Consider the following 22,744-nt stretch of genomic DNA (forward strand, 5'->3'; position numbering starts at 1 on the left):
CATTTCGGGCAATTACCGTGAGTGAGAAGGAGGGTCTTCGCGGGTAGGCCGTATCCGCCACGCCGGTGATCCAGTTCGGACTGATAACCCTCGCAAGGTCGGGCAGACTCGAGAGAAAGCCAAGTGAAATTCCGGGGCACGGCTGTGTACGGGGGCGACCGAGGACTGGACTGTCTGAAAGAGGGTGGAACGTGGACCGCTGCGTCGTCCTGGTGGACGCCGGCTATCTGCTGGGCGCCGCCGCGAGCCTGCTGGCCGGGGAACCCGCCCGGTCCCGTATCTCCGTCGACCACGCGACCCTCATCCAGGGCCTGCGGGAGCGCGCCGAGGCCGAGACCGAGCGCCCCCTGCTGCGTATCTACTGGTTCGACGGCGCCCCCGACCGGGTGCCCCAGCCCGAGCACCGGCGGCTGCGGGTGATGCCCCGGGTGACCGTCCGGCTCGGTGCCCTGACCCGCAGCGACGGCCGCTGGGCACAGAAGGGCGTGGACGCCGCCATGCACGCCGAACTCACCGAACTCGCCCGCAACCGCGCCTGCTCGGACATCGTGCTGGTCACCGGGGACGGCGATCTGCTGCCCGGGCTGATGTCGGCCAAGGAGCACGGGGTCGCCGTCCATCTCTGGGCGGTCCAGGCCGCGGACGGCGACTACAACCAGTCCGAGGACCTGGTCGCCGAGGCCGATGAGCGGCGGGTGCTGGACCGCGCCTGGATCACCGGGGCGGTCCGCGCCAAGGAGCCGCCCGGCCCTTGCGCCCCCACCGCCGCGCCGCGCCCGGAGATCGCCGCCATCCTGTCCGCCCCGCTGCCCGAGACGGCCGCTGCCGCCGCCGCGGCGGCGGCAGCGGGGTCCGGCGGCGCCGACGCCCCCGCCGGCCGCAACGGCACCGCCCGGCCCGGCGCGGGTGCCATCCCCCGCGGTCCGGCGGACGGCACGGGGGGCGCGGGCGCCACCGGATCCGGGGCGGCCGCCGACGCGGCGACGCACGCCGCCAAGGCGGGTGTGCCCACCCCCAAGGACCTCGCGGGCCTGGGCCGGACCCACGGCGGTGCCGCACAGCAGCCCGTCCCCAATGCCACCCTGCGCTGGTCCTCCGACAAGGGCTGGATCGACCGGGGGCCGAGCGCCGGGGTGGGCGAGCCGCCGGAGACCGCCAACCTCCCGATGCTGGCCCAGCTCACCAGCGCCGAGCAGCGCTGGGCCGATCGCGAGGAGGACATCACCACGGTCAGCGGCGACCCCTTCGAGGTCGGCCAGGTCTTCGCCCGCCGGTGGATCGAGCGGCTCTCCGAACCCGGCCACCTCCCGCAGCTCTCCACCGAGTACCCGCGCATCCCGCACCGCATCGACGGCGAACTGCTGCGGTATGCCGCGCGCTTCGGTCTGCTGGCCCACAAGGACGACCAGATCGACGAGCACGACCGCTATGCGATCCGGGCCGGGTTCTGGCGCGAGATCGATGTCCGTACGGCGGCGGAACACACTCCGGCGCCCGATTAGAGCGACGGGGAGCGGCCCCGCGCCCCGGGACGTCCGTCTCCTCCCGGTCGTCCTTCCGTACGCCTGCCGCCATGGTTCACCCGATTGCTTTAATCGGCCTCACCGCCCGGCCGGCGCGGTGGCCCAGCGGGCACACCACGGAGGACGGTCATGGCGACTCTCACCTCACTGGTCGACGCGGCAACCGGCACGGACCGGGGCAAGGCCGGGGACACCCTGGTCCTCACCGGTTCCGGTCTCGGCGGCACCACCCGGGTGAACATCGGCCGCGCGGCGGTCGCCCCGTCGAGCGTGGCCCCCGGCACGGTCACCGCCATCGTCCCGGCGCTGTGCGCGGGACAGCATCCGGTCAGCGTCACCGCGGCCAACTCCACCAGCAACGCGCTGCCGTTCTTCCTGGTGCCGGTGCCGGTCGTCACCGGGCTGAGCAGCAGCTCAGGACCGGCAGCGGCCACCTCGGTCACCCTGATCGGCGAGGGCTTCCTGACCGCGACCGGGGTCACCTTCGGCGCGGTGGGCGCCGCCACCGGTACCTTCCCGCCCCCGACGGACACCGCGCTCACCGTCACCGCCCCCGCCCACGCCACCCCCATCGCCGGCTGCACCGACACCGTCGATGTGACCGTCACCTCGCTGGGCGGCACCAGCACCCCGTCCGACGGCGGCCAGTACACGTACCACGACGTGCCCGACGCGGTCTCGGCCACCCCGGCGCTCCAGGTGCTGGGGCGGAACGTGACCATCACCGGCACCTGCCTGGCCGACACCACCTCGGTGGTCTTCACCAACGGGGTCACCCAGACCCCCACCCTCTTCAGCAATATCTCCGCGACCCAGCTCCTCGCCGTCGTCCCCTCCTTGTCGCTGGGCACCTACCAGATCCTCGTCACCACCCCCGGCGGTACGGACACCGCCACACCACCCTCCGTCACCATCATCCTCTGAGGGCGGGTGACCCCGGGGTCCCGGCGCGGGCCGCCCGGACCGCCCGCGAGGGACCCGAGGACGGGAGCGGGTGTTTGGGCGCGTACCCTCATAGCTCGTGAGGACGGGCGCGAAACAGGCGACGGGTGGCGATGTGGTGTGCACCGTGCGCGGCCTGGTCAAGACCTATCCCGCCGTGCGCGCACGCCGCGGGAGACCCGCCACCCCCGCCGTACGCGCCAGCGACGGCATCGACCTGGATGTGGCGCGCGGTGAGGTCTTCGGGCTGCTCGGACCCAACGGTGCCGGGAAGTCCACCCTGGTGCGCCAGCTCACCGGACTGCTGAGGCCCGACGAGGGCACCGTCCGGGTGCTCGGCCACGATCTGGTCCGCCACCCCGAGCGCGCCGCCCGGCTGCTGGGCTACCTGGGCCAGGACTCCAGCGCACTGGACGAGCTGACCGTCGCCCTCGCCACGGAGACCACGGCGCGGCTGCGCGGCCTCGACGCCCGTGCGGCCCGCGCCGAGCGGGACGCCGTGATCGACGAGCTGGACCTCCGCGAGCTGTCCGGACGGCCGCTGAAGAAGCTCTCCGGCGGTCAGCGGCGGCTGGCCTGTGTCGCCGCCGCGCTGGTCGGCGAGCGGCCGCTGCTGGTGCTGGACGAGCCCACCACCGGTATGGACCCGGTCGCCCGCCGGGCGGTGTGGGCGGCGGTGGACCGGCGGCGTGCCGAGCGCGGCGTCACGGTGCTGCTCGTCACCCACAACGTCATCGAGGCCGAGACCGTGCTCGACCGGGTCGCCGTGCTGGACCGCGGCCGGGTGATCGCCTGCGACACCCCCGCCGGGCTGAAGGCGAGGGTCGCCCAAGAGGTCCGGGTGGAGCTGGTGTGGCGCGCCGAGCCGCCGCTGGACGTCCCCGGGATCGCCGCGCTGCGGGACGCCGCCCATTCCGTCTCCGGGCGCCGCTGGACGCTGCGGCTCGCCCCGGACGAGGCGCGCGCCGCCATCGCCACCGTGACCGGAGGCCCCGCCTTCGCGGCACTGGACGATTTCACTCTCGCCACCCCCAGCCTGGAGGATGTGTACCTCGCGCTGGGCGGCCGTGCGGAGGGGACGCAGGGACTGGTGAAGGCGTGAACGCATCCGTGACCGTGTCCGTAGTGAAGTCCGTGAAGCGGCCGAAGCCGTCGTAGGCGAAGTCGTAGGCGAAGAGGAGCAGCACAACGTGAGTGTCGTGCCCGCGCAGGCCATGCCGTCCGGCATCACCGGGGGAAGCGCCCCGGCGAAGGCCGCCGCGCCGGCCGGTGCGGCCGACGCGCCCGCCCCGCTGGCGGCCGGCGCGCGGCTCTTCCCCGCCCTCGTCGCGGTCTACCGGGCCCAGCTCAGCCGGGCCCGGGTGGCCCGGATCCCACTGCTGTTCGTGGCCACCTTCCAGTCCGTCGGGATCATGGTCCTGATGCGCGGGGTGGTGGACGGCGGGGCGGAGGCCCGCTCCGTGGTCGCCGGGTCCAGTGTGCTGGTCGTGGCGTTCGTGGCGCTCAATCTGCTGGCCCAGTACTTCGGGCAGCTACGGGCGAGCGGCGGACTCGACCACTACGCGACCCTGCCGGTCCCGCCGTCCGCGGTGGTGCTCGGCGCGGCCGCCGCGTACGCCTCGTTCACCGTGCCCGGAACGGCGGTCACCGCCGTCGTCGGCAGCGCGCTCTTCCAGCTCCCGATGGCGCATCTATGGATCCTCGCCGCGGTGATCCCGCTCTCCGGCGCCGCCCTCGCCGGACTCGGCGCGGCCCTCGGGCTGCTCGCCCCGCGCCAGGAACTGGCCACCCTCTGCGGGCAGTTGGGGATGTCGGCCGCGCTGCTGCTGGGGGTGCTGCCCGCCGAGCGGATGCCGGAGGTGGTGTCGTACGCGCGTGATCTGCTGCCGTCGACGTACGGTGTGGAGGCCCTGGCGCGGTCCTTCGACGCGCGGCCCGACTGGCTCGCCGTCTGTACCGACCTCGGGGTGTGCGCCGGGGTGGCCGTGGTGTCGCTCGCCGCCGCCACCTGGGCCTACCGGCGGGCGGCCGTGCGGTGACGCGCCGCAGCGGACCTCCCGCTGACCGAAGTACGCCGTCCGCCTGGCACGATGACGGGGTGACCGCACCGTTGACGCCACAAGATCAGCCCTCGCCGCACGACGAGTCCGCCGAGGCGCCTCACTCAGGACAACCGCACCACCCCGAACACCCCGAACATCCGGAATACACCGAGCAGGGCGAGTACTCCGAGCCGGGACCCGAACTGCGGGCGGAGCTGGTGCAGGCGTCGCTGGTGGCCATCGCGGTGGCGGTGTCGGGGGTGCTGCTGGGGCTGCTGTGGCTGTGGCTCGCCCCTCGGGTCCCGCTGATCTGGGCCGGGGACAACGCCGTCTATCTGAAGAACTCCGAGGCGGAGGACGCCATCGGCGCGGACGGGATGTTCGCGCTGCTCGGTCTGGCCTTCGGCGCCGTATCGGCGGTCGTGGTCTTCCTGTTCTTCCGGCACGGCGGGATCGCGCTGGTCATCGGACTGGCCGTGGGCGGGGTCATCGCCTCGGTGATCGCCTGGCGGCTGGGCGTCTGGCTGGGCCCCAGCGCGGATATCGCGGCCCACGCCAAGGAGGTCGGCAAGGGTGTCGCCTTCGACGGACCGCTGAAGCTACGCGCCAAGGGCGCGCTGCTGGCCTGGTCGGTCGCGGCGATGGTGGTGCATCTCGCGCTCACCGGTCTGTTCGGCCCGCGTGACCCCGAGCCCCCGCTGCCGGACTCGGGCCTCACCCCCGCCTGACACCGGGCTTCCCCTCACCCCTCGTGACGCGCGATCGGGGCCACTACGGCCTCGGTGAGCGCGGCCAGATCCGTGGGGGACAGCTCGACCTCGAGACCGCGACGGCCCGCCGAGACGCACACCGTCTCGTATCCGGCCGCCGAGGCGTCCAGGGCCGTGGGCAGCCGTTTGCGCTGGCCCAGCGGGGAGATACCGCCGCGGACGTAGCCCGTGGTGCGCTCGGCCGCCGCGGGGTCCGCCATCGCCGCGCGCTTGCCGCCGACCGCCGCCGCGAGGGCCTTGAGGTCCAGCGACGCGGAGACCGGCACGATCGCCACGGTCAGCCGGTCGTCCACGCTGGCGACAAGGGTTTTGAACACCCGGCCCGGCTCCACCCCCAGCGCCCGCGCGGCCTCTTCGCCGTAGGACGGCGCCGCCGGGTCATGGGTGTAGGAGTGCAGGGTGAACGGGGTGCCCGCCGCGGTGAGCGCGGTCGTGGCCGGGGTCCCGGCGGAGTTCTTCCTGGATTTCTTGGCCATGCTTTCGCGCCTCAGTTGGGGCTGGTCGGGCGGCGGGTCAGATCGACGGCGGGGAGCGACGGGAGCTTACCGATGACCGCGCTCTCGGCGCGAAGGAGTTTCAGCTCCTCGGCCAGCCGGCTCGCCGTGTCCGGCGCCTGGAGCAGCCGCTGTTTGGACGGGGTGTCGAGCACCGCGGCGGCCGCCACCAGGTAGGAGAGGACGGACGGTTCGCCCGGCAGGTCCTGTTCGGTGGACAGGGTGCGCTCCCGCGCCCCCGCCAGCCGCTTCTGATAGGTGCGGAACGCCCGCACCACCCCGGAGGCCAGCGCCCCGGCGCCGTCGCCCTGCTCCTCCTCCAGCTCGTTGATCTCGGCGGTCAGATACGGGCCGGAGGAGTCCACCGAGAGCAGTTCGAACCGGGTGGTGCCGGTGGCCAGCACCTCGAAGGTGCCGTCCTCCTGCTCCCGGATGGTGGCCGCGTCCGCGATACAGCCGACCGGGTAGAACGACTTCGCCGGGTCGGGCCCGAACCCCGCCGCGGGGCCGCGGTCGGGCAGGGTGACGGCCTCCGGGAGCCCGAGGGCGCTGGGGGCCACCTCATGGCCGTCCCGGATCGCGATCACCCCGAACCGGCGCGGCGCGTCCTCGGCGAGCGCCGACAGATCGCGCATCAGGGAGCGGTACCGCTGCTCGAAGACGTTCAGGGGCATGACGAGCCCCGGGAACAGCACCGTGTTCAGCGGGAAGAGCGGAAGGCGCGCGGAGGTCACGGGGCGTAAGCCTAATGGCCCCGCGCGTCCCGCTTCACTGGCGGCGCAGTAGCCGGGAGGCGCCCGCGGCGACCGTGGTCGCCAGCACCCAGCCCAGCAGGATCATCACGATGGACGCCCATTGGAGCGCCCCGCCGGGTTTCCAATAGCCGTCCTGGCCCAGGTTGACCACCGGGATCAGCAGATCGAGCGTGTACAGCGAGGCGTTCCAGTGGGGGGATTCCTCCGGGTTCAGCGCCTCGGGGCGGTTGTGGGCGAAGAACACCGAACCCACCGCCCACAGCACCGCCATCCACACCGCCGCCCGGCCGGGGCGATAGCCGTAGGCCACCGTCCAGTCCTGGAGGTAGCCCCACATCTTCCCGGCCAGCGGCAGCGTTTCCCGGCGGCGCCGCTGCTTGGCGAGCAGCACCTCCCGCGCGTCCGCGTCCTCACCGCTGGCCCGCAGCGAGTTGGCCAGCATCTCGTACGGCTCGGGCGCGTACTCCGGGGTCGCGGCGGCCACCCACTCCAGCCGCCGGGCCAGCGGGAAGTGGCCGCGCGGGATCAGGCACTCGTACGAGAAGCCCGCCATGGTCAGCCCGCCGGGCCCCGGCCAGCTCACCGACTTGTCGACGAGGTTCACCACCCGGGCGCCGGAGAGGATCACCCGGCCGCGCTGTGGACGCTCCCCGATGAACCGCAGCTCGGGCGTCTGGACCCGGCGCAGCGACAGCTCCTGGTCGTTCTCCATGATGAAGCGGGCCTGGTCGAAGTCGATGGCGTCACCTATCCGCCCGTCGTCCAGGCGTATACCGCCCTCGCATTCGAAGCGCTGGATCCGGGTGCCGCGGGTCGGGGTGTCGGTGGTGCTGTACGGCGGGGTGGAGCCGGGGGCGTAGGTGCTTATCCCGCCGCCGGTCAGATACAGACTCCGCTCGACGGTCAGCTGCGGTGCGTTCAGCGCCCGCCGCCCGTACGGATTGCGCAGCCGGGAGCCGCGCAGACTGAGCGATACGCCCACCTGCGCCCCGCGCAGACTCAGCTCGCCATACGACTCGATCATGTCGGCCTGGAAGTCCTGGGCGACGGTCAGCCCGTCGGCGCTGATCGACATGCCCCGGCGGTCCCGGCGCACGATGAGCTGGTTGAGCAGTAAATCCGTACCGATATGGGCGTCGGTGAGCCGGATCCCGTGCTCCACCACACACCGGGGCAGATGCAGATCGCCCTCGGTGCGCAGCCGGGCCGCCTCCAGCCGGGGGAGCGCACAGCCCACCAGGCGCAGCGTGGCGAAATGCGACTCCGGGAGCAGCACCTCCCGCTCGAAGCGGCAGTTCTTCAGCTCGACGTACGGGGTGATGACGCCACCGGCCAGATCCAGGGTGCCGGTGATATGCACCCCGTTCAGCTTGAGCGCCGCGACCCGGCCCGGCTGGGCGGGCGGCCCGTTCAGCAGCAGCAGCGCCACCACCCGCGCCCGCACACTGCGCTCGGGGCCCCAGGCGTACGGGCCGGACGGATCGTTCCGCTGGGGATGGGAGGTGCGCAGATCGTGGGTGCTGCCGTTGCGGAAGGCCTGCCACATGCCCCATTCGGCGGTGGTCAGATCGAGGCCCGGGGGCGGATCGCCATCGTGCGGCTCGGTCACAGCCGTGTCCCCTCCTGTTCTCCGTATCCCCGTACGGACCACATTCCCGCTGAGTAACCGGTTGAACGCCAACGGTCAGGGTCAACTTAGGGGGTCCGTATCACTGGCTGATACGGGGGACGGGCGGCCGTATCGCGTCTGAGACAATTGATCGCGTGATCTCCCGTATCGATCTGCGCGGCGCCGCCCTTCCCGAGGGCGGCATCGACCGTGACCTGCTGCCCCGTGCCGAGCTCGATGTCGAGGCCGCCCTGGAGAAGGTGCGCCCGATCTGCGAGGACGTACGGCATCGCGGCACCGCGGCGCTGATCGACTACGCGCGGCGGTTCGACGGCGTCACCCTCGAGCGGGTGCGGGTGCCCGCCGAGGCCCTCCAGCGCGCCCTCGCCGAGCTGGACCCGGCGGTGCGGGCCGCCCTGGAGGAGTCGATCCGGCGGGCCCGGCTGGTCCACCGCGCCCAGCGGCGCGAGGACCACACCACGCAGGTCGTGCCCGGCGGCACGGTCACCGAGCGCTGGGTGCCGGTCGAGCGGGTCGGGCTGTACGTGCCCGGCGGCCGCTCGGTCTACCCCTCCTCCGTCGTGATGAACGTGGTGCCCGCGCAGGAGGCCGGGGTCGGCTCGATGGCCGTCGCCTCCCCGCCGCAGAGCGAGTTCGGCGGGCTGCCGCACCCCACCGTCCTGGCGGCCTGCGCCCTGCTGGGCGTCGACGAGGTCTACGCGGCCGGGGGCGCCCAGGCGGTGGCCATGTTCGCGTACGGCACCGAGGAGTGCCGCCCGGTCGCGATGGTGACCGGGCCCGGAAACATCTGGGTCGCCGCCGCCAAGCGTCTGCTCAAGGGCCGGATCGGGATCGACGCCGAGGCCGGGCCCACCGAGATCGCCATCCTCGCCGACGCCACCGCCGATCCGGTGCATGTCGCCGCGGACCTGATCAGCCAGGCCGAGCACGACCCGCTGGCCGCCTCGGTGCTGGTCACCGACTCCGACGAACTGGCCACCGCGGTCGAGAAGGAGCTCGAGGCCCAGCTCGCCGCCACCAAGCACGTCGAGGACCGCATCCGTCCGGCGCTCACCGGCCGCCAGTCCGGCATCGTGCTGGTCGACGGCGTCGACCAGGGCCTGGCCGTGGTGGACGCGTACGCCGCCGAGCACCTGGAGATCCAGACCGAGGACGCGGCCGCGGTCGCCGCCCGGGTGCGGAACGCCGGGGCGGTCTTCGTGGGGGCCTACGCCCCCGTCTCCCTCGGTGACTACGCCGCGGGCTCCAACCATGTGCTGCCCACCGGCGGCTGCGCCTGCCACTCCTCCGGTCTGTCCGTGCAGTCCTTCCTGCGCGGTATCCATGTGGTGGACTACAGCCGGGAGGCGCTGGCCGAGGTCGCGGGCCATGTGGTGACGCTCGCCGAGGCGGAGGACCTGCCCGCCCACGGCGCCGCGGTGAAGGCAAGGTTCGACTGGAAGGTGCCACCGAGCAAGTGACCGACATTGACGATCTTCCGATCCGGGAAGAGCTCCGTGGCAAGTCCCCGTACGGCGCTCCCCAGCTCGATGTCCCCGTACGGCTGAACACCAACGAGAATCCGTATCCGCTGCCCGAGCCCCTGGTGGCCCGGATCGCCGAGCGGGTCGCCGAGGCGGCCCGCGGACTCAACCGCTACCCGGACCGGGACGCGGTCGAGCTCCGCACCGAGCTGGCCCGCTATCTCAGCCGCACCACCGGCCACCAGGTCGGGACGGCGGGCGTCTGGGCGGCCAACGGGTCCAACGAGGTGCTCCAGCAGCTGCTCCAGACCTTCGGCGGTCCCGGGCGCACCGCGATCGGCTTCGAGCCCTCGTACTCGATGCACGCGCTGATCTCCCGCTCCACCGGCACCGGCTGGATCTCCGGTCCGCGGAGCGCGGACTTCACCATCGATGTGGACGCCGCCCGCGCGGCCATCGCCGAGCACCGGCCGCATGTCGTGTTCATCACCTCCCCCAACAACCCCACCGGGACGGCCGTCGCCGCGGACACGGTGCTCGCGCTGTACGAGGCGGCACAGGCCGCCGGGGATTCGATCGTCGTGGTCGACGAGGCGTACGGGGAGTTCAGCCACCACCCCTCGCTGCTGCCGCTGATCGAGGGCCGTCCGCGGCTGGTCCTCTCCCGGACCATGTCCAAGGCGTTCGGCGCCGCCGGGCTGCGGCTCGGCTATCTCGCCGCGCACCCGGCCGTGGTGGACGCCGTCCAGCTGGTCCGGCTGCCCTACCACCTGTCCGCCGTCACCCAGGCCACCGCGCTGGCCGCCCTGGAGCACACCGATACGCTGCTGGGGTACGTCGAGGCGCTCAAGGCCGAGCGCGACCGGCTGGTCGCCGAGTTGCGCAGCATCGGCTGCCAGGTGACCGACTCCGACGCCAACTTCGTCCAGTTCGGCCGCTTCGAGGACGCCCACGCGGCGTGGCAGGGCCTGCTGGACCGGGGTGTGCTGGTCCGTGACAACGGCGTACCGGGGTGGCTGCGGGTCACCGCGGGCACCCCCACCGAGAACGACGCGTTCCTCGACGCGGTACGCGAGCTGATGAAGGAGACGAGCGCATGACCCGCGTGGGACGCGTGGAGCGCACCACCAAGGAGACCTCGGTCGTCGTCGAGATCGATCTCGACGGCACCGGACAGGTCGATGTGGCGACCGGTGTCGGCTTCTACGACCATATGCTCGACCAGCTGGGCCGCCACGGCCTCTTCGACCTCACCGTCAAGACCGAGGGCGACCTGCACATCGACACCCACCACACCATCGAGGACACCGCCCTCGCGCTCGGCGCCGCGTTCAAGCAGGCGCTCGGCGACAAGGTGGGCCTCTACCGCTTCGGCAACTGCACGGTGCCGCTCGACGAGTCGCTGGCCCAGGTGACCGTCGACCTCTCCGGCCGCCCCTACCTGGTGCACACCGAGCCGGAGAACATCGCGCCGATGATCGGCACCTACGACACCACGATGACGCGGCACATACTGGAGTCGTTCGTGGCGCAGGCGCAGATCGCCCTGCATGTCCACGTGCCGTACGGGCGCAATGCCCACCACATCGTGGAGTGCCAGTTCAAGGCCCTGGCACGGGCCCTGCGCTACGCCAGTGAGCGCGATCCGCGGGCCGCCGGGATTCTCCCCTCGACGAAGGGCGCGCTGTGAACGGGACGGCGACCGCATTCATCGTCCTGGGACTCTTCCTGCTGGGCGGGGTGTTCTCCTTCGTGAAGCAGGGGCTGCCCAAGGGCGTGATCGTGCTGCTCGGTCTGGGCGCCTCGATGGCCCTGGTGGCGGGCGTCATGCGGCTGGAGGTCTGGAATTGAGCACGTCCCCGAAGGTCGTCGTCTTCGACTACGGCTTCGGCAACGTCCGCTCCGCCGAGCGCGCCCTCGCCCATGTCGGCGCCGAGGTCGAGATCACCGGTGACTACGACCGGGCCATGACCGCCGACGGTCTGCTGGTCCCCGGTGTCGGCGCCTTCGCCGCCTGTATGAAGGGGCTGCGCGAGGCCCGCGGCGACTGGATCGTGGGCCGCCGTCTCTCCGGCGGCCGTCCGGTGATGGGCGTCTGCGTCGGGATGCAGGTCCTGTTCGGGCGCGGTATCGAGCACGGTGTCGAGGCCGGGGGCCTGGACGAGTGGCCCGGCACCGTCGAGCAGCTGCGCGCCCCCGTCGTCCCCCACATGGGCTGGAACACGGTCAAGGCCCCCGCCGACTCCCGGCTGTTCGACGGCGTGGACGAGGGCGAGCGGTTCTACTTCGTCCACTCCTACGCGGTCCGCACCTGGGAGCTGGAGGTGGCCAACCCGGCCATGCCCGCCCCCAAGGTCGCGTGGACCACCCACGGCGAGCCGTTCGTCGCCGCCGTGGAGAACGGCCCGCTGTGGGCCACCCAGTTCCACCCCGAGAAGTCGGGCGACGCGGGGGCGCGGCTGCTCCGCAACTGGCTCGACACGCTCTGACCGGCCCGCACCAGCCCAGCACTCACCGTAAGGTTCCCCGCATGCCAACGCACCGCCTCGAACTCCTCCCCGCCGTCGATGTCCGGGACGGTCAGGCCGTCCGTCTCGTGCACGGCGAGTCCGGCTCCGAGACGTCGTACGGCGACCCGCTGGAGGCGGCCCTCGCCTGGCAGGCGGCGGGCGCCGAGTGGCTGCATCTGGTCGACCTCGACGCCGCCTTCGGCACCGGCGACAACCGCGCGCGGATCGCCGAGGTCGCCGCCGCCATGGAGCTGAAGGTCGAGCTGTCCGGCGGTATCCGCGACGACGCCTCGCTGGCCGCCGCCCTCGCCACCGGCTGCACCCGGGTCAACCTGGGCACCGCCGCGCTGGAGACCCCCGAGTGGGTCGCCAAGGTCATCGCCGAGCACGGCGACCGCATCGCGGTCGGCCTCGATGTGCGCGGCACCACCCTGCGCGGCCGCGGCTGGACCCGCGACGGCGGCGATCTGTACGAGACCCTGGCCCGGCTGGACTCCGAGGGCTGCGCCCGCTACGTCGTCACCGACATCGCCAAGGACGGCACCCTCCAGGGCCCCAACCTGGAGCTGCTGCGCAATGTCTGCGCCGCCACGCCCAAGCCGGTCGTCGCCTCCGGCGGCGTTTCCTCCCTCGATGACCTGCGCGCCCTTGCGACTCTGGTACCGGAAGGCGTCGAAGGCGCCATCGTCGGGAAGGCGCTCTACGCCAAGGCGTTCACCCTGGAAGAGGCGTTGGAGGCGGTATCCGCATGACCTCACCCGAGATCGCACGACGGGTCCAGACCGACAGTCCGTGGGAGGAGTCCATCGGCTTCGCACGGGCCGTCGAGGCCGGTGACCTGGTGGTCGTCGCCGGGACGATGCCGCTGGCCGACCGCGGCGTCCTGGAGGGCGAGGGCGATCCGTACCAGCAGACGCTCGCCGCCTTCCGCCATGCCCTGGACGCGCTGGCCAGGTTCGAGCTGGGCGTCGAATCCGTGATCCGCACCCGGATGTACCTCACCCACGCCCGTGACGTGGACGAGGTGGGCCGCGCCCACAAGGAGCTCTTCGACGCCGTGCGCCCGGCCGCGACCCTCGTCGTGGTCTCCGGCTTCGTCGACTCGCGGGTCCTGGTCGAAGTCGAACTGGAAGCATTCCGAGGAGCCCGAAAGACATGACCCTCGCGGTCCGAGTCATCCCCTGCCTGGACGTCGACAACGGCCGGGTCGTCAAGGGGGTCAACTTCCAGAACCTGCGCGACGCGGGCGATCCGGTCGAGATGGCCAAGGTCTACGGCGAGGAGGGCGCGGACGAGCTGACCTTCCTCGACATCACCGCCTCCTCCGGCAACCGCGAGACCACCTACGACGTCGTCCGCCGCACCGCCGAACAGGTCTTCATCCCGCTCACCGTCGGCGGCGGCGTCCGCACCACCGAGGACGTCGACAAGCTGCTGCGGGCCGGAGCGGACAAGGTCGGCGTCAACACCGCCGCCATCGCCCGCCCCGAGCTGATCCGGGAGATCGCCGAGCGCTTCGGCAGCCAGGTCCTGGTCCTCTCGGTCGACGCCCGCCGCTGTGCCCCCGCCGCCGACGGCGAACCGGCCGCGGTCACCGCGTCCGGCTATGAGGTCACCACCCACGGCGGCCGCCGCGGAACCGGTATCGACGCCGTCGAATGGGCCCACCGCGCGGCCGAACTGGGCGCGGGCGAGATCCTGCTCAACTCCATGGACGCGGACGGCACCAAGGACGGCTACGACACCGCCATGATCGAAGCCGTCCGCAAACACGTCACCCTCCCCGTCATCGCCAGCGGTGGCGCGGGTACGCTCGCCCACTTCCCCCCGGCCGTCGCCGCGGGCGCGGACGCGGTACTGGCCGCGTCGGTCTTCCACTTCGGCGATCTGCGGATCAGCCAGGTGAAGGACGAACTGCGGGCGGCGGGGCACCCGGTGCGCTGACCACCCGCCGGTGGCCCCGGGGCGACCGGGCGGACTTGACGCCGTGTTCCCGGGAGCGCTTGGATCGCGGCAGTCGGCCCGGGGAGACCGCCCGGAGCCCAGAGGTGCGCCCAGCCGGTACGGGATCCGCTCCCCAGCCCGGCCCCAGTCGCCAGGATCCGCCCCGACGGGTCCGAGGCGGGGCCGCTACCCGCGAACGCTGGAGCACCGCGCCATGCCCGCCAGCCGCCCCGCCGTACGGTCCGCCGCCGTCGCGGCCGCCGTCCTGCTCGCCCTGACCGGCTGTACGTCGTCCTCCGGGTCCACGGAGTCCGCCAAGCCCTCCGAGTCCGGGCGCGAGGGCCGTTCCTCGGTGACGCTGCCGCCCGTCCACGCCGGATTCGACTACCAGTTGGGCGGTGCGTACCCCCCTGCGAAGGGTGTCCGGATCGTCAGCCGCGACCGTAAGGCCGAGCCCGCGGACGGGCTGTACAACATCTGCTACGTCAACGCTTTCCAGTCCCAGCCGGAGGAGCGCGAGCGGTGGCCCGCCGATCTGCTGCTGCGCGATGACGGCGGGAAGGTCGTCCTCGACAAGGACTGGGACGAACCGCTGCTGGACATCGGCACACCCGCCAAGCGCGAGCGGATCGCGGACCGGGTCGACGGGTGGATCGACGGCTGCGCCGACAAGGGCTACGACGCCGTGGAGCCGGACAACTACGACAGCTACACCCGCTCCGGCGGCAGGCTGTCGGCGGCCGACGCCAAGGCGTTCATCACCCTGCTGTCCGCGCACGCACACTCCCGGGGCCTGGCCATCGGCCAGAAGAACACCGTGGAACTCGCGGACAGCCGTGGGCGGACGGGGCTGGATTTCGCCGTGGCCGAGGAGTGCGGCGCCTATGACGAATGCGGCGGCTATGTGGACGCCTTCGGCCGTCATGTGGTCGTGGTCGAGTACACCGCCAAGGGGCTCGCCAAGGGCTGCGCCGAGTGGGGCGACCGGCTGAGCATCGTACGCCGGGACCTCGATGTCACCCCGCGGGGCGACGGCGACCACCTGCGCGAGACCTGCCGGAGCTGACCGCCCGGAACCGACCGTCCGGGCCCGGGCCGAGGGCGGGGCGCGGGGGCACGATCAGGGCTTGTCCCACAGCAGCGAATAGCGCCACAGGAGGTGGCGCCGGAAGCGGCAGCCGGGGAGCAGCCGGCGGGCCTCCCGGCGGACCTGCCCCCAGCTCATCGCGGGCATCCGGACCGGCATACCGGCGGGATCGCGCACCCCGCCGTGGCGCCGGTGGAGGATCGCGGCGGCCGGGACTCCGGCGCCGCTGATGATCCAGTCCAGCGGGGTGCGATTGGTGGCCAGGCCGACGACGGTCAGCCGTCCGCCCGGCGCCAGCAGCCCCGCCATGGCGCGCAGCGTCTCCGCGAAGTCCAGGTGGTGGACGACCGCGACGGCGCTGATGAAGTCGTAGCCGCCCGCGGGCAGCCGGCCCCGGGCGGCGTCGAGGAAGTCCGCCTCGAGATAGGTCACCCGGGGCGGGGTGCCCGGCGGATCGGCCTCGCGGGCCGTGCGGATCATCTCGGCGGAGCGGTCCACACCCGTCACCGTGGCCGCGCGGGCGGCCAGTTCGCGCACCAGCAGACCGTCACCGCAGCCGACGTCCAGGGCCGCGCCGCAGCCGTCCGGGACGGCGCCGAGCACCAGCGGGTGGTAGTGAACGTTGTGGTTCCAGTAGCTCCGCGACATCGCGTCACCCTATGCGGCGCCCGGGGCCCGCCGCCCCTCGGGCGGGAGCCGACGAGCGCACCCGCTCAGATACCGAGCGGGGCGGACCGTGCCGTCTCCACGGCCGCCTTGTCGCCGTCGAGCTCGACCCGCGCCGCGTCCTGGCGGCCGTGGAGGAACAGCGCCAGCTCACCCGGTTCGCCGGTGACCGTGGCCACCGGGGTGCCGCGGTGCGCCACCGCCGTGCGGCCGTCGGGGCGGCGCAGCACCAGGCCCACCGGGGACCTGCGGCCGAACACCCGGGCGGCGCGCTCGATACGGGACCAGAGCACATTGGCGAAGACCGGGTCCACCTCGCGCGGCGCCCAGTCCGGCCGGGCCCGGCGGATGTCCTCGGCGTGCACAAAGAACTCGAGGCTGTTGGCCGCCTCGTCCACCTGCTTGAGGGCGAACGGCGACATCCGCGGCGGACCGGCGCGGAAGAGCTGGAGCAGCTCCTCGTACGGCTTGGCGGCGAACTCGGCCTGCACCCGGGCCAGCCGTGCGGCCAGTGGCTTGATCACCAGGCCCCCGGCCGCGTCCGCGCGGCGCTCGCGGACCACCAGATGGGCCGCCAGATCGCGGGTGGTCCAGCCCTCGCACAGCGTCGGGGCGTCGGGGCCCGCGCTCTCCAAGAGGTCGGCGAGGAGCAGACGTTCGCGCTTCGCGTGAGTGGACATAACGCCCACCCTACGACCGCCGTCCGGGCGCCGCCACGCCAACGGCCGACCGGCGCGCCGGACGCGCGGGCGCCGGGGCTACTTCGGAAGCGGCTTGTGCAGCTTGGTGCCGTCCAGGCCCGAGCTGAGCGTCAGCGCACAGGAGACCGTGTCCTCGCCCTGGACGGAATAGGTGCCCAGCGCCGGGTAGAGCGCGTAGTAGTAGTAATTCCGCCCGTCGTTGGGGATCTTCCGCAGCCGCTTCTTGGCATCCACCGCGCAGAGCGCGAGGGCCTTCTGCTGGATCGCCTTCTCGGAGGAGAAGTCACCGGTCAGCGTCTCATTGGCGATCACCTCGCCGTCGTGCCCGCCCGAGCAGGAGCGCTTCTCGATCTTGCTGACACTGCTGTCCATGGCCGGGTGGTCGAAACAGGTGCCGGGCTTGAGGGCCACATACGGCACCCGCGCCCCGGGCTCGGCGGACTCGGAGGCTTCCGGGGAGGTCCCGGAGTCCGGGTCGCCCTTGGGCACATCGTCGAACGGCGCGCCCTGGCCCGGGTCCTCCGAACCCGAGGGGCCGGAGGGCGAGGCGGAGGGGGCGGACGGGGTCGCCGTGGCGCTCCGGGAGGCCGAGGCGGACGGCGTCTCGTCGGCCGCCGCCCGGTCACCGTCGTCGTCGCCCTGGGAGCCGAGGGCTATCGCGCCGACGACCACCGCTATGGCCACCACCGATGCGACCACGATCGCCGTGACCCTGCCGCCGCCGCGCGACGGCGGAGGCGGCGGGGAAGGCGGGAAGCCGCCGGGCAGCGGGCCACCGGACTGCGGCGGGCCGAACGCGCCGAAGCCGCCGCCGGGCGGCAGCGCGGGCTGCGCCGCCGGGCCGGACGGGGGCGGGGGCGGCGGCGGGCCGAAGCCCTGCGGCTGCTGCTGAGGCGGCTGTGGCTGCTGCTGCGGGTCCTGCTGCGGCGGCGGACCGAACCCCCCGCCGTTTCCAGGCCGGTTGGCGTCGTTCGGCGGCGGAAACGTCATGTCCGAAGCATGCCCCATCCCGCCGACATTCCGGCCATCGGCCCCGGTGATACCGGCCATGCTCACCGCCGCACCGGGGAGCCGCACGCTCGCGCCGGTCCTCGGGGCCGCCCCGCCCGCCGTCCGTACCGTCCCCTGGGCCGGCCGTCGGCTGATCACCACATGAGACCGTTCGCGGGACCACCCGCCCGGCCGTGCAGAATGGTCACATGACCGGTTCCGACCGCCCCTCCGCCCTCGACCCGGCCGTCGCCGCCCGCCTCAAGCGCGGCGCCGACGGGCTCGTGCCCGCCATCGCCCAGCAGTACGACACCGGCGAGGTGCTGATGCTCGGCTGGATGGACGACGAGGCGCTGCACCGCACCCTCACCACCGGCCGCTGCACCTACTGGAGCCGCAGCCGCCGGGAGTACTGGGTCAAGGGCGACACCTCCGGCCATGTCCAGCTGGTCAAGTCCGTCGCCCTCGACTGCGACGCGGACACCATCCTCGTCAAGGTCGACCAGGTCGGGGCCGCCTGCCACACCGGCGACCGCACCTGCTTCGACGCCGACGTCCTCCCGCTCGGCCAGTAGCCGGGCCCCGGCCCGGCCCCACTAGGCTCCTCAGCCATGACCCAGGACGCTGCCACCATGGATCTCGAGACCTTCCGCAAGCTGGCGGCCGACCGCCGCGTCATCCCCGTCACCCGCAAGCTGCTGGCGGACGGTGACACACCGGTGGGCCTCTACCGCAAACTGGCCGCCGAGCGCCCCGGCACCTTCCTCCTCGAGTCCGCCGAGAACGGCCGCTCCTGGTCCCGCTACTCCTTCATCGGCGTCCGCAGCGCCGCCACCCTCACCGAGCGCGACGGCCGCACCCACTGGCTGGGCACCCCGCCCGTCGGCGTCCCCACCGAAGGCGATCCGCTGCGGGCGCTGCGCGCCACGGTCGAGGCCCTGCACACCCCCCGTGACCTCGGCGGTCTGGTCCATCTCCCGCCGTTCACCGGCGGGATGGTCGGCTACCTCGGCTACGACATCGTCCGCCGTCTGGAGAAGGTCGGCGAGCACGGCCGCGACGATCTGCGGCTGCCCGAGCTGACCATGCTGCTCACCTCGGACCTGGCGGTGCTCGACCACTGGGACGGCACCGTGCTGCTGATCGCCAACGCGATCAACCACAATGATCTCGACACCGGGGTCGACGAGGCGTACGCGGACGCCGTGGCGCGGCTCGACGCGATGGCCGCCGACCTGGCCCGCCCGACGGCCACCGACCCCACCGCGCTGCCCGCCTCCGAACTCCCCGTGTACACCGCGCTGTGGGGTGGCGAGGACTATAGGGCGGCGGTCGACGACATCAAGGAGCGCATCCGCGCGGGCGAGGCGTTCCAGGTCGTGCCCTCGCAGCGGTTCGAGACGCCCTGTACGGCCTCCGCCCTCGACGTCTACCGGGTGCTGCGGGCCACCAACCCGAGCCCCTATATGTACCTGTTCCGGTTCGAGGGCTTCGATGTGGTGGGCTCCAGCCCGGAGGCGCTGGTCAAGGTGGAGGACGGGCGGGCGATGGTGCACCCCATCGCCGGGACCCGCCCCCGTGGCGCCACCCCGCAGGAGGACGCGGCGCTCGCCGAGGAGCTGCTCGCCGACCCCAAGGAGCGGGCCGAGCACCTGATGCTGGTCGACCTCGGCCGCAACGATCTGGGCCGGGTGTGCGAACCCGGCAGCGTCGAGGTCGTCGACTTCATGTCGATCGAGCGCTACAGCCATGTGATGCACATCGTCTCCACGGTCACCGGCACCCTCGCCGACGGCCGCACCGCCTTCGACGTGCTCACCGCGTGCTTCCCGGCGGGCACCCTCTCCGGCGCCCCCAAACCGCGCGCCCTCCAGATCATCGAGGAGCTGGAGCCCAGCCGCCGGGGGCTGTACGGCGGCTGTGTCGGCTATCTCGACTTCGCGGGCGACTCCGACACCGCCATCGCCATCCGGACCGCCCTGCTGCGCGACGGCACCGCCTACGTCCAGGCGGGCGCGGGCGTGGTGGCCGACTCCGAACCGGCCGCCGAGGACGCGGAGTGCCAGAACAAGGCGGCGGCGGTGCTGCGGGCGGTCCACTCGGCCAACCGCCTCCACCACTGATCGGAGCGGGCCCGGACGTCGATCGGCGCGGACCGTGCGTCGCTCGGCGGGGCCCGCGCGCCCCGGGTGATTCCCTGGTCGTGACGGGGCGTACCGGCGCGGAACGGGTCATCCCGTATCCCCGGGATCCGGGCTCCGCGCGCCGTGGGGGATAGTGGTACGCGTGAGTGCAGCAGCCGAACCCCAGCCCCGGGCCGAGAACGAGCCCTCCGCCCGCGCCGCGCGCGGCCGCCGGATCAGCCTTGCCGTCGCCCTGCTCGCCGGGGCGCTCGGTGCCGCACTCGTTCTGCTGGCCACCAGCCGCACCTGGGCCGAGGGCACCGCCTCGGTCGCCCAGGGCACCCTGCCCCAGCGGGCGAACGGTGAGGACATCACCGGGCTGCCGGGCGCGCTCGCGGTCGTCGGGCTCGCCGCGCTGGTCGCCGTCTTCGCCGTGCGCCGGGTCGGCCGGGTCGTCGTCTCCGGGCTGCTCGCGCTCACCGGCGCGGGCATCGTCGTCGCCTCGGCGCTCGGCGCGTCCGACAAGGCGGCGCTGGAGGAGAAGGCGTCCAAGGCGACCGGCTTCACCGACAGCGCCATCCACGACGTGGCGTACACCCCCTGGCCCTGGGTGGCGCTGGCGGGCGGGGCGCTGCTGCTGCTCGCGGGGCTGCTCGCGCTCGGCTACGGCCGCCACTGGCCCGCGATGTCCGGGCGGTACGAGCGTTCCGGCACCGAGGGGCGCACCCGGGCCCGCCGCGGCGCCCGCCCCGCCCCCGATCCGGACCGCCCCGAGGAGCTGTGGAAGGCCCTGGACCGGGGCGAGGACCCGACGGCCCAGCAGGGGGCGTAACCCCGGGCGCGTCGGCGCGGGTGCCCGCCGGGGAGGTCCAGCGGCACCCCCGCTCAAGGGAACTCCGCGCGTCGGGGACAATGGCGTGGGAGCGTTCGCCCCGGGCGCCCGGACCAGGCGCAGTACAGCTACGAGGAGTATTCATGGCGGGTCATAACCACGGACACACCCCGGCCGCCTGGACCGGTGTCACCATCACCTTCATCGGCTTCTGTGTCTCCGGTGCCTTCACCGTGCTGGCCAACCCGCTCGGCTTCTGGGCGGGCATCGTCATCATCGCGCTCGGTGGTGTGGTCGGCATGGCGATGCGCGCGGCCGGACTCGGCATGCCGAAGGCGCAGACCCACCCGCGGCCCACCCCGCAGCCCCGCCCCGAGGCGCAGACCCAGCAGTAGGCGAGACACCGGGCGCGGCCCGGGGCCCGGTCCGACGCCTGCGGTGGCCGATCCATGGCCGTGACCCGTACGGCGCCAGGCAGACGGCCCTGAGCTGCGCCTTCGTCGATCCGGGCGCACACTCGGCGTGTGAGCGCTTCCTCGCCGGCCGCCCCGGATCCGGTCCCGTCCACCGCCCCGTACGGCGCGGTGCGGCGGCTGCTGGCGCCCCTCGGGGCGCTCGCGGGCACCGTCGCCGCCTTCGGCTACGTCGGCGCCGTCGACCCCCATCAGCCGGGCCACTATCCGGTCTGCCCGCTGCTGCGGCTCACCGGGCTGTACTGCCCGGCCTGCGGGGGCTTGCGCGGGGCCCATGCCCTCGCCCACGGCGATCTGCCCGCCGCACTGCGCGACAACGCCCTCGCGGTCCTCTGCTACGCCCTGCTCGCCGTGGGCTGGCTGCTGTGGTGCGCACGGTCCGTGACCGCGGGGCGGTCCGTCGCCGGAGGCCGGTTCCCGGCCCTGGCGCGGGGACGGCCGTACACCCCGCGCGGCTGGCAGGTCCGGTCGTTCCTCGGACTCGTGGTGATCTTCACGATCGTCCGGAACTTCCCGTTCGGGGGACTGCTCACCCCATGACCGATGTGGTGTATGTCCATGTGGTGGGACTCGGCGTCAACCGGATGCGAGACCTGAGGCCATTGACAGCTACCATCGCAGTGCCTGGTGCAGCGGTTTTCCGCCCCACCGGCGCCGACCATCCGCTTCATGCCCACCCGGGAAGGGGGCCGCTCGCGTGAGTGTGCTCGACGAGATCATCGACGGAGTCCGTGCCGACCTCGCGGAGCGGCAGGCGCGCGTCACCCTCGACGAGCTCAAGGAGCGGGCGGCCAAGGCGCACCCGGCCAAGGACGGTGTCGCGGCCCTCAAGGGCGACAGCGTCAAGGTGATCTGCGAGGTCAAGCGGTCCAGCCCGTCCAAGGGCGCGCTCGCCGCGATCGCCGACCCCGCCGGGCTCGCCGCCGACTACGAGGCGGGCGGCGCCGCCCTCATCAGCGTGCTGACCGAGCAGCGCCGTTTCGGCGGATCGCTGGCCGACCTGGAGGCCGTGCGCGCCAGGGTCGACATCCCGGTGCTCCGTAAGGACTTCATCGTCACCTCCTACCAGCTGTGGGAGGCGCGGGCGTACGGCGCCGACGTGGTGCTGCTGATCGTCGCCGCACTGGACCAGGAGGCCCTGGTCTCGCTCATCGAGCGGGCCGAGTCGATCGGACTGACCCCGCTGGTCGAGGTGCACGACGAGGAGGAGGTCGCGCGGGCCGTGGACGCCGGGGCGAAGCTCATCGGCGTCAACGCGCGCAACCTGAAGACCCTCGAGGTGGACCGCGGCAACTTCGCCCGGATCGCACCGGAGATCCCCGACAACATCGTGAAGATCGCCGAGTCCGGGGTGCGCGGCCCGCATGACCTGATCGCCTACGCCAACGACGGCGCGGACGCCGTGCTGGTCGGCGAGTCCCTGGTGACCGGGCGCGACCCCAAGGGCGCCGTCGCCGATCTGGTGGCGGCCGGAGCCCATCCGGCGCTGCGGCACGGGCGGGACTGACGGATCATGGAGACATACGCACGCTTGGCCCGGGGGTGCCGTCCCCGGGGCTGCCGCGCGCCCGCACGGCGGGTGCGGGGGCGGCGCGTGCGCTACCACATCGGATGCGAACCGGGACAGATCAACGGGCGCCGATGGCGGCACGCGGCGCGCCGCTGACACCGGCGGAGATGCCGTAGGCCGTACCGTGCCGCGGCCGTGAGACCGTCCGGACCCCGGGGACCCCAGCGCTCCCCGCGGTCCGTCGATTCCGCGGCCCTCCGGACCGGTGACAGACGGCCCTACGGCCTCG

General features: G+C 73.1%; 26 protein-coding genes. 20 read left to right on the forward strand and 6 right to left on the reverse strand.

The window, feature by feature from the left end:
• The first annotated feature begins 191 nt into the window (after positions 1–191).
• The 5 genes from AB0C66_RS09490 to AB0C66_RS09510 all read left to right on the forward strand — a co-directional run bounded on the left by AB0C66_RS09490 (position 192) and on the right by AB0C66_RS09510 (position 5,235).
• Complete coding sequence (locus AB0C66_RS09490; RefSeq protein ID WP_362435010.1) at positions 192–1,502, forward strand: NYN domain-containing protein; 1,311 nt, start codon at positions 192–194, stop codon at positions 1,500–1,502.
• Between the two features lie 150 nt (positions 1,503–1,652).
• Entirely contained in the window at positions 1,653–2,447 is a 795-nt protein-coding gene (locus tag AB0C66_RS09495; protein ID WP_362435012.1) for an IPT/TIG domain-containing protein, read from the forward strand.
• 97 nt (positions 2,448–2,544) lie between these two features.
• Complete coding sequence (locus AB0C66_RS09500) at positions 2,545–3,567, forward strand: ABC transporter ATP-binding protein (RefSeq protein WP_362435015.1); 1,023 nt, start codon at positions 2,545–2,547, stop codon at positions 3,565–3,567.
• 88 nt (positions 3,568–3,655) lie between these two features.
• Positions 3,656–4,504: an ABC transporter permease gene (locus tag AB0C66_RS09505; RefSeq protein ID WP_362435017.1), complete on the forward strand. Its 849-nt coding sequence runs from the start codon at positions 3,656–3,658 to the stop codon at positions 4,502–4,504.
• Positions 4,505–4,563: 59 nt separating this feature from the next.
• A complete protein-coding gene (locus tag AB0C66_RS09510) occupies positions 4,564–5,235 on the forward strand; it encodes an ABC transporter permease (protein ID WP_362435019.1) in 672 nt (223 codons plus the stop codon).
• Positions 5,236–5,249: 14 nt separating this feature from the next.
• On the opposite strand, the gene ybaK is transcribed toward AB0C66_RS09510, so the two are convergent.
• The 3 genes from ybaK to AB0C66_RS09525 are packed head-to-tail and all read right to left on the reverse strand — an operon-like array spanning position 5,250 to position 8,135.
• Positions 5,250–5,753 carry a Cys-tRNA(Pro) deacylase gene (gene ybaK / locus AB0C66_RS09515; protein ID WP_362435021.1) on the reverse strand — a complete coding sequence of 168 codons (504 nt, stop codon included), beginning with the start codon at positions 5,751–5,753 and terminating at the stop codon, positions 5,250–5,252.
• A gap of 11 nt (positions 5,754–5,764) precedes the next feature.
• On the reverse strand, positions 5,765–6,505 hold the full coding sequence (locus tag AB0C66_RS09520) for an LON peptidase substrate-binding domain-containing protein (protein ID WP_362435023.1): 741 nt from the start codon (positions 6,503–6,505) through the stop codon (positions 5,765–5,767).
• Positions 6,506–6,539: 34 nt separating this feature from the next.
• Complete coding sequence (locus AB0C66_RS09525; RefSeq protein ID WP_362435026.1) at positions 6,540–8,135, reverse strand: oxidoreductase; 1,596 nt, start codon at positions 8,133–8,135, stop codon at positions 6,540–6,542.
• Between the two features lie 155 nt (positions 8,136–8,290).
• Here AB0C66_RS09525 and hisD point away from each other — a divergent pair, with 155 nt between their 5' ends.
• The 9 genes from hisD (at position 8,291) to AB0C66_RS09570 (ending at position 15,139) form a co-directional block, all read left to right on the forward strand.
• Positions 8,291–9,616 (forward strand): histidinol dehydrogenase, encoded by a 1,326-nt coding sequence (hisD, locus tag AB0C66_RS09530; protein ID WP_362435028.1) that lies wholly within the window; start codon positions 8,291–8,293, stop codon positions 9,614–9,616.
• A complete protein-coding gene (locus AB0C66_RS09535) occupies positions 9,613–10,719 on the forward strand; it encodes a histidinol-phosphate transaminase (RefSeq protein ID WP_362435030.1) in 1,107 nt (368 codons plus the stop codon). The genes hisD and AB0C66_RS09535 overlap by 4 nt, the downstream gene beginning before the upstream one ends.
• Positions 10,716–11,309, forward strand: a complete 594-nt coding sequence (gene hisB / locus AB0C66_RS09540) for an imidazoleglycerol-phosphate dehydratase HisB (protein WP_362435033.1) — start codon at positions 10,716–10,718, stop codon at positions 11,307–11,309. Before AB0C66_RS09535 ends, hisB begins: the two co-directional genes overlap by 4 nt.
• On the forward strand, positions 11,306–11,470 hold the full coding sequence (locus tag AB0C66_RS09545; RefSeq protein WP_362435035.1) for a hypothetical protein: 165 nt from the start codon (positions 11,306–11,308) through the stop codon (positions 11,468–11,470). Before hisB ends, AB0C66_RS09545 begins: the two co-directional genes overlap by 4 nt.
• Positions 11,467–12,108, forward strand: a complete 642-nt coding sequence (gene hisH, locus AB0C66_RS09550; RefSeq protein ID WP_362435038.1) for an imidazole glycerol phosphate synthase subunit HisH — start codon at positions 11,467–11,469, stop codon at positions 12,106–12,108. The genes AB0C66_RS09545 and hisH overlap by 4 nt, the downstream gene beginning before the upstream one ends.
• 41 nt (positions 12,109–12,149) lie before the next feature.
• On the forward strand, positions 12,150–12,881 hold the full coding sequence (gene priA / locus AB0C66_RS09555; RefSeq protein ID WP_362435041.1) for a bifunctional 1-(5-phosphoribosyl)-5-((5-phosphoribosylamino)methylideneamino)imidazole-4-carboxamide isomerase/phosphoribosylanthranilate isomerase PriA: 732 nt from the start codon (positions 12,150–12,152) through the stop codon (positions 12,879–12,881).
• Positions 12,878–13,288: a Rid family hydrolase gene (locus AB0C66_RS09560; protein WP_362435044.1), complete on the forward strand. Its 411-nt coding sequence runs from the start codon at positions 12,878–12,880 to the stop codon at positions 13,286–13,288. The genes priA and AB0C66_RS09560 overlap by 4 nt, the downstream gene beginning before the upstream one ends.
• Entirely contained in the window at positions 13,285–14,073 is a 789-nt protein-coding gene (hisF, locus tag AB0C66_RS09565) for an imidazole glycerol phosphate synthase subunit HisF (protein ID WP_362435047.1), read from the forward strand. Before AB0C66_RS09560 ends, hisF begins: the two co-directional genes overlap by 4 nt.
• A gap of 214 nt (positions 14,074–14,287) precedes the next feature.
• A complete protein-coding gene (locus tag AB0C66_RS09570; RefSeq protein ID WP_362435050.1) occupies positions 14,288–15,139 on the forward strand; it encodes an endo alpha-1,4 polygalactosaminidase in 852 nt (283 codons plus the stop codon).
• A gap of 54 nt (positions 15,140–15,193) precedes the next feature.
• Here AB0C66_RS09570 and AB0C66_RS09575 read toward each other — a convergent pair whose 3' ends face one another.
• The 3 genes from AB0C66_RS09575 to AB0C66_RS09585 form a co-directional block, all read right to left on the reverse strand.
• Entirely contained in the window at positions 15,194–15,808 is a 615-nt protein-coding gene (locus AB0C66_RS09575) for a class I SAM-dependent methyltransferase (protein WP_362435052.1), read from the reverse strand.
• A gap of 65 nt (positions 15,809–15,873) precedes the next feature.
• Positions 15,874–16,506, reverse strand: coding sequence for a TIGR03085 family metal-binding protein (locus AB0C66_RS09580; RefSeq protein WP_362435054.1), 633 nt, complete (start codon positions 16,504–16,506; stop codon positions 15,874–15,876).
• Positions 16,507–16,584: 78 nt separating this feature from the next.
• Positions 16,585–17,517: a hypothetical protein gene (locus tag AB0C66_RS09585; RefSeq protein WP_362435056.1), complete on the reverse strand. Its 933-nt coding sequence runs from the start codon at positions 17,515–17,517 to the stop codon at positions 16,585–16,587.
• 209 nt (positions 17,518–17,726) lie between these two features.
• On the opposite strand from AB0C66_RS09585, the gene hisI reads away from it, so the two are divergent.
• The 6 genes from hisI to trpC all read left to right on the forward strand — a co-directional run bounded on the left by hisI (position 17,727) and on the right by trpC (position 22,452).
• On the forward strand, positions 17,727–18,092 hold the full coding sequence (gene hisI / locus AB0C66_RS09590; protein ID WP_362435058.1) for a phosphoribosyl-AMP cyclohydrolase: 366 nt from the start codon (positions 17,727–17,729) through the stop codon (positions 18,090–18,092).
• Between the two features lie 36 nt (positions 18,093–18,128).
• Positions 18,129–19,640 carry an anthranilate synthase component I gene (locus AB0C66_RS09595; RefSeq protein ID WP_362435060.1) on the forward strand — a complete coding sequence of 504 codons (1,512 nt, stop codon included), beginning with the start codon at positions 18,129–18,131 and terminating at the stop codon, positions 19,638–19,640.
• Positions 19,641–19,803: 163 nt separating this feature from the next.
• Positions 19,804–20,472 carry a TIGR02234 family membrane protein gene (locus AB0C66_RS09600; RefSeq protein ID WP_362435062.1) on the forward strand — a complete coding sequence of 223 codons (669 nt, stop codon included), beginning with the start codon at positions 19,804–19,806 and terminating at the stop codon, positions 20,470–20,472.
• Between the two features lie 143 nt (positions 20,473–20,615).
• A complete protein-coding gene (locus AB0C66_RS09605) occupies positions 20,616–20,867 on the forward strand; it encodes an HGxxPAAW family protein (RefSeq protein ID WP_362435065.1) in 252 nt (83 codons plus the stop codon).
• Between the two features lie 189 nt (positions 20,868–21,056).
• A complete protein-coding gene (locus tag AB0C66_RS09610; protein ID WP_362435629.1) occupies positions 21,057–21,485 on the forward strand; it encodes a DUF2752 domain-containing protein in 429 nt (142 codons plus the stop codon).
• A 157-nt stretch (positions 21,486–21,642) separates the two neighbouring features.
• Positions 21,643–22,452 (forward strand): indole-3-glycerol phosphate synthase TrpC, encoded by an 810-nt coding sequence (gene trpC / locus AB0C66_RS09615; protein WP_362435067.1) that lies wholly within the window; start codon positions 21,643–21,645, stop codon positions 22,450–22,452.
• Positions 22,453–22,744: the final 292 nt, after the last annotated feature.

This window comes from Streptomyces sp. NPDC048636, assembly GCF_040650655.1.
In the GTDB taxonomy this organism is placed as follows: Bacteria; Actinomycetota; Actinomycetes; order Streptomycetales; family Streptomycetaceae; genus Streptomyces.

What these genes read in the sequence shown, in the direction of transcription:
- AB0C66_RS09495 (WP_362435012.1), top strand. Translation starts at nt 1,653, where the DNA reads ATGGCGACTCTCACCTCACTGGTCGACGCGGCAACCGGCACGGACCGG.
- ybaK (WP_362435021.1), bottom strand. Translation starts at nt 5,753, where the DNA reads ATGGCCAAGAAATCCAGGAAGAACTCCGCCGGGACCCCGGCCACGACC.
- hisB (WP_362435033.1), top strand. Translation starts at nt 10,716, where the DNA reads ATGACCCGCGTGGGACGCGTGGAGCGCACCACCAAGGAGACCTCGGTC.
- priA (WP_362435041.1), top strand. Translation starts at nt 12,150, where the DNA reads ATGCCAACGCACCGCCTCGAACTCCTCCCCGCCGTCGATGTCCGGGAC.
- AB0C66_RS09560 (WP_362435044.1), top strand. Translation starts at nt 12,878, where the DNA reads ATGACCTCACCCGAGATCGCACGACGGGTCCAGACCGACAGTCCGTGG.
- hisF (WP_362435047.1), top strand. Translation starts at nt 13,285, where the DNA reads ATGACCCTCGCGGTCCGAGTCATCCCCTGCCTGGACGTCGACAACGGC.
- AB0C66_RS09570 (WP_362435050.1), top strand. Translation starts at nt 14,288, where the DNA reads ATGCCCGCCAGCCGCCCCGCCGTACGGTCCGCCGCCGTCGCGGCCGCC.
- AB0C66_RS09575 (WP_362435052.1), bottom strand. Translation starts at nt 15,808, where the DNA reads ATGTCGCGGAGCTACTGGAACCACAACGTTCACTACCACCCGCTGGTG.
- AB0C66_RS09580 (WP_362435054.1), bottom strand. Translation starts at nt 16,506, where the DNA reads ATGTCCACTCACGCGAAGCGCGAACGTCTGCTCCTCGCCGACCTCTTG.
- AB0C66_RS09585 (WP_362435056.1), bottom strand. Translation starts at nt 17,517, where the DNA reads ATGACGTTTCCGCCGCCGAACGACGCCAACCGGCCTGGAAACGGCGGG.
- hisI (WP_362435058.1), top strand. Translation starts at nt 17,727, where the DNA reads ATGACCGGTTCCGACCGCCCCTCCGCCCTCGACCCGGCCGTCGCCGCC.
- AB0C66_RS09595 (WP_362435060.1), top strand. Translation starts at nt 18,129, where the DNA reads ATGACCCAGGACGCTGCCACCATGGATCTCGAGACCTTCCGCAAGCTG.
- AB0C66_RS09605 (WP_362435065.1), top strand. Translation starts at nt 20,616, where the DNA reads ATGGCGGGTCATAACCACGGACACACCCCGGCCGCCTGGACCGGTGTC.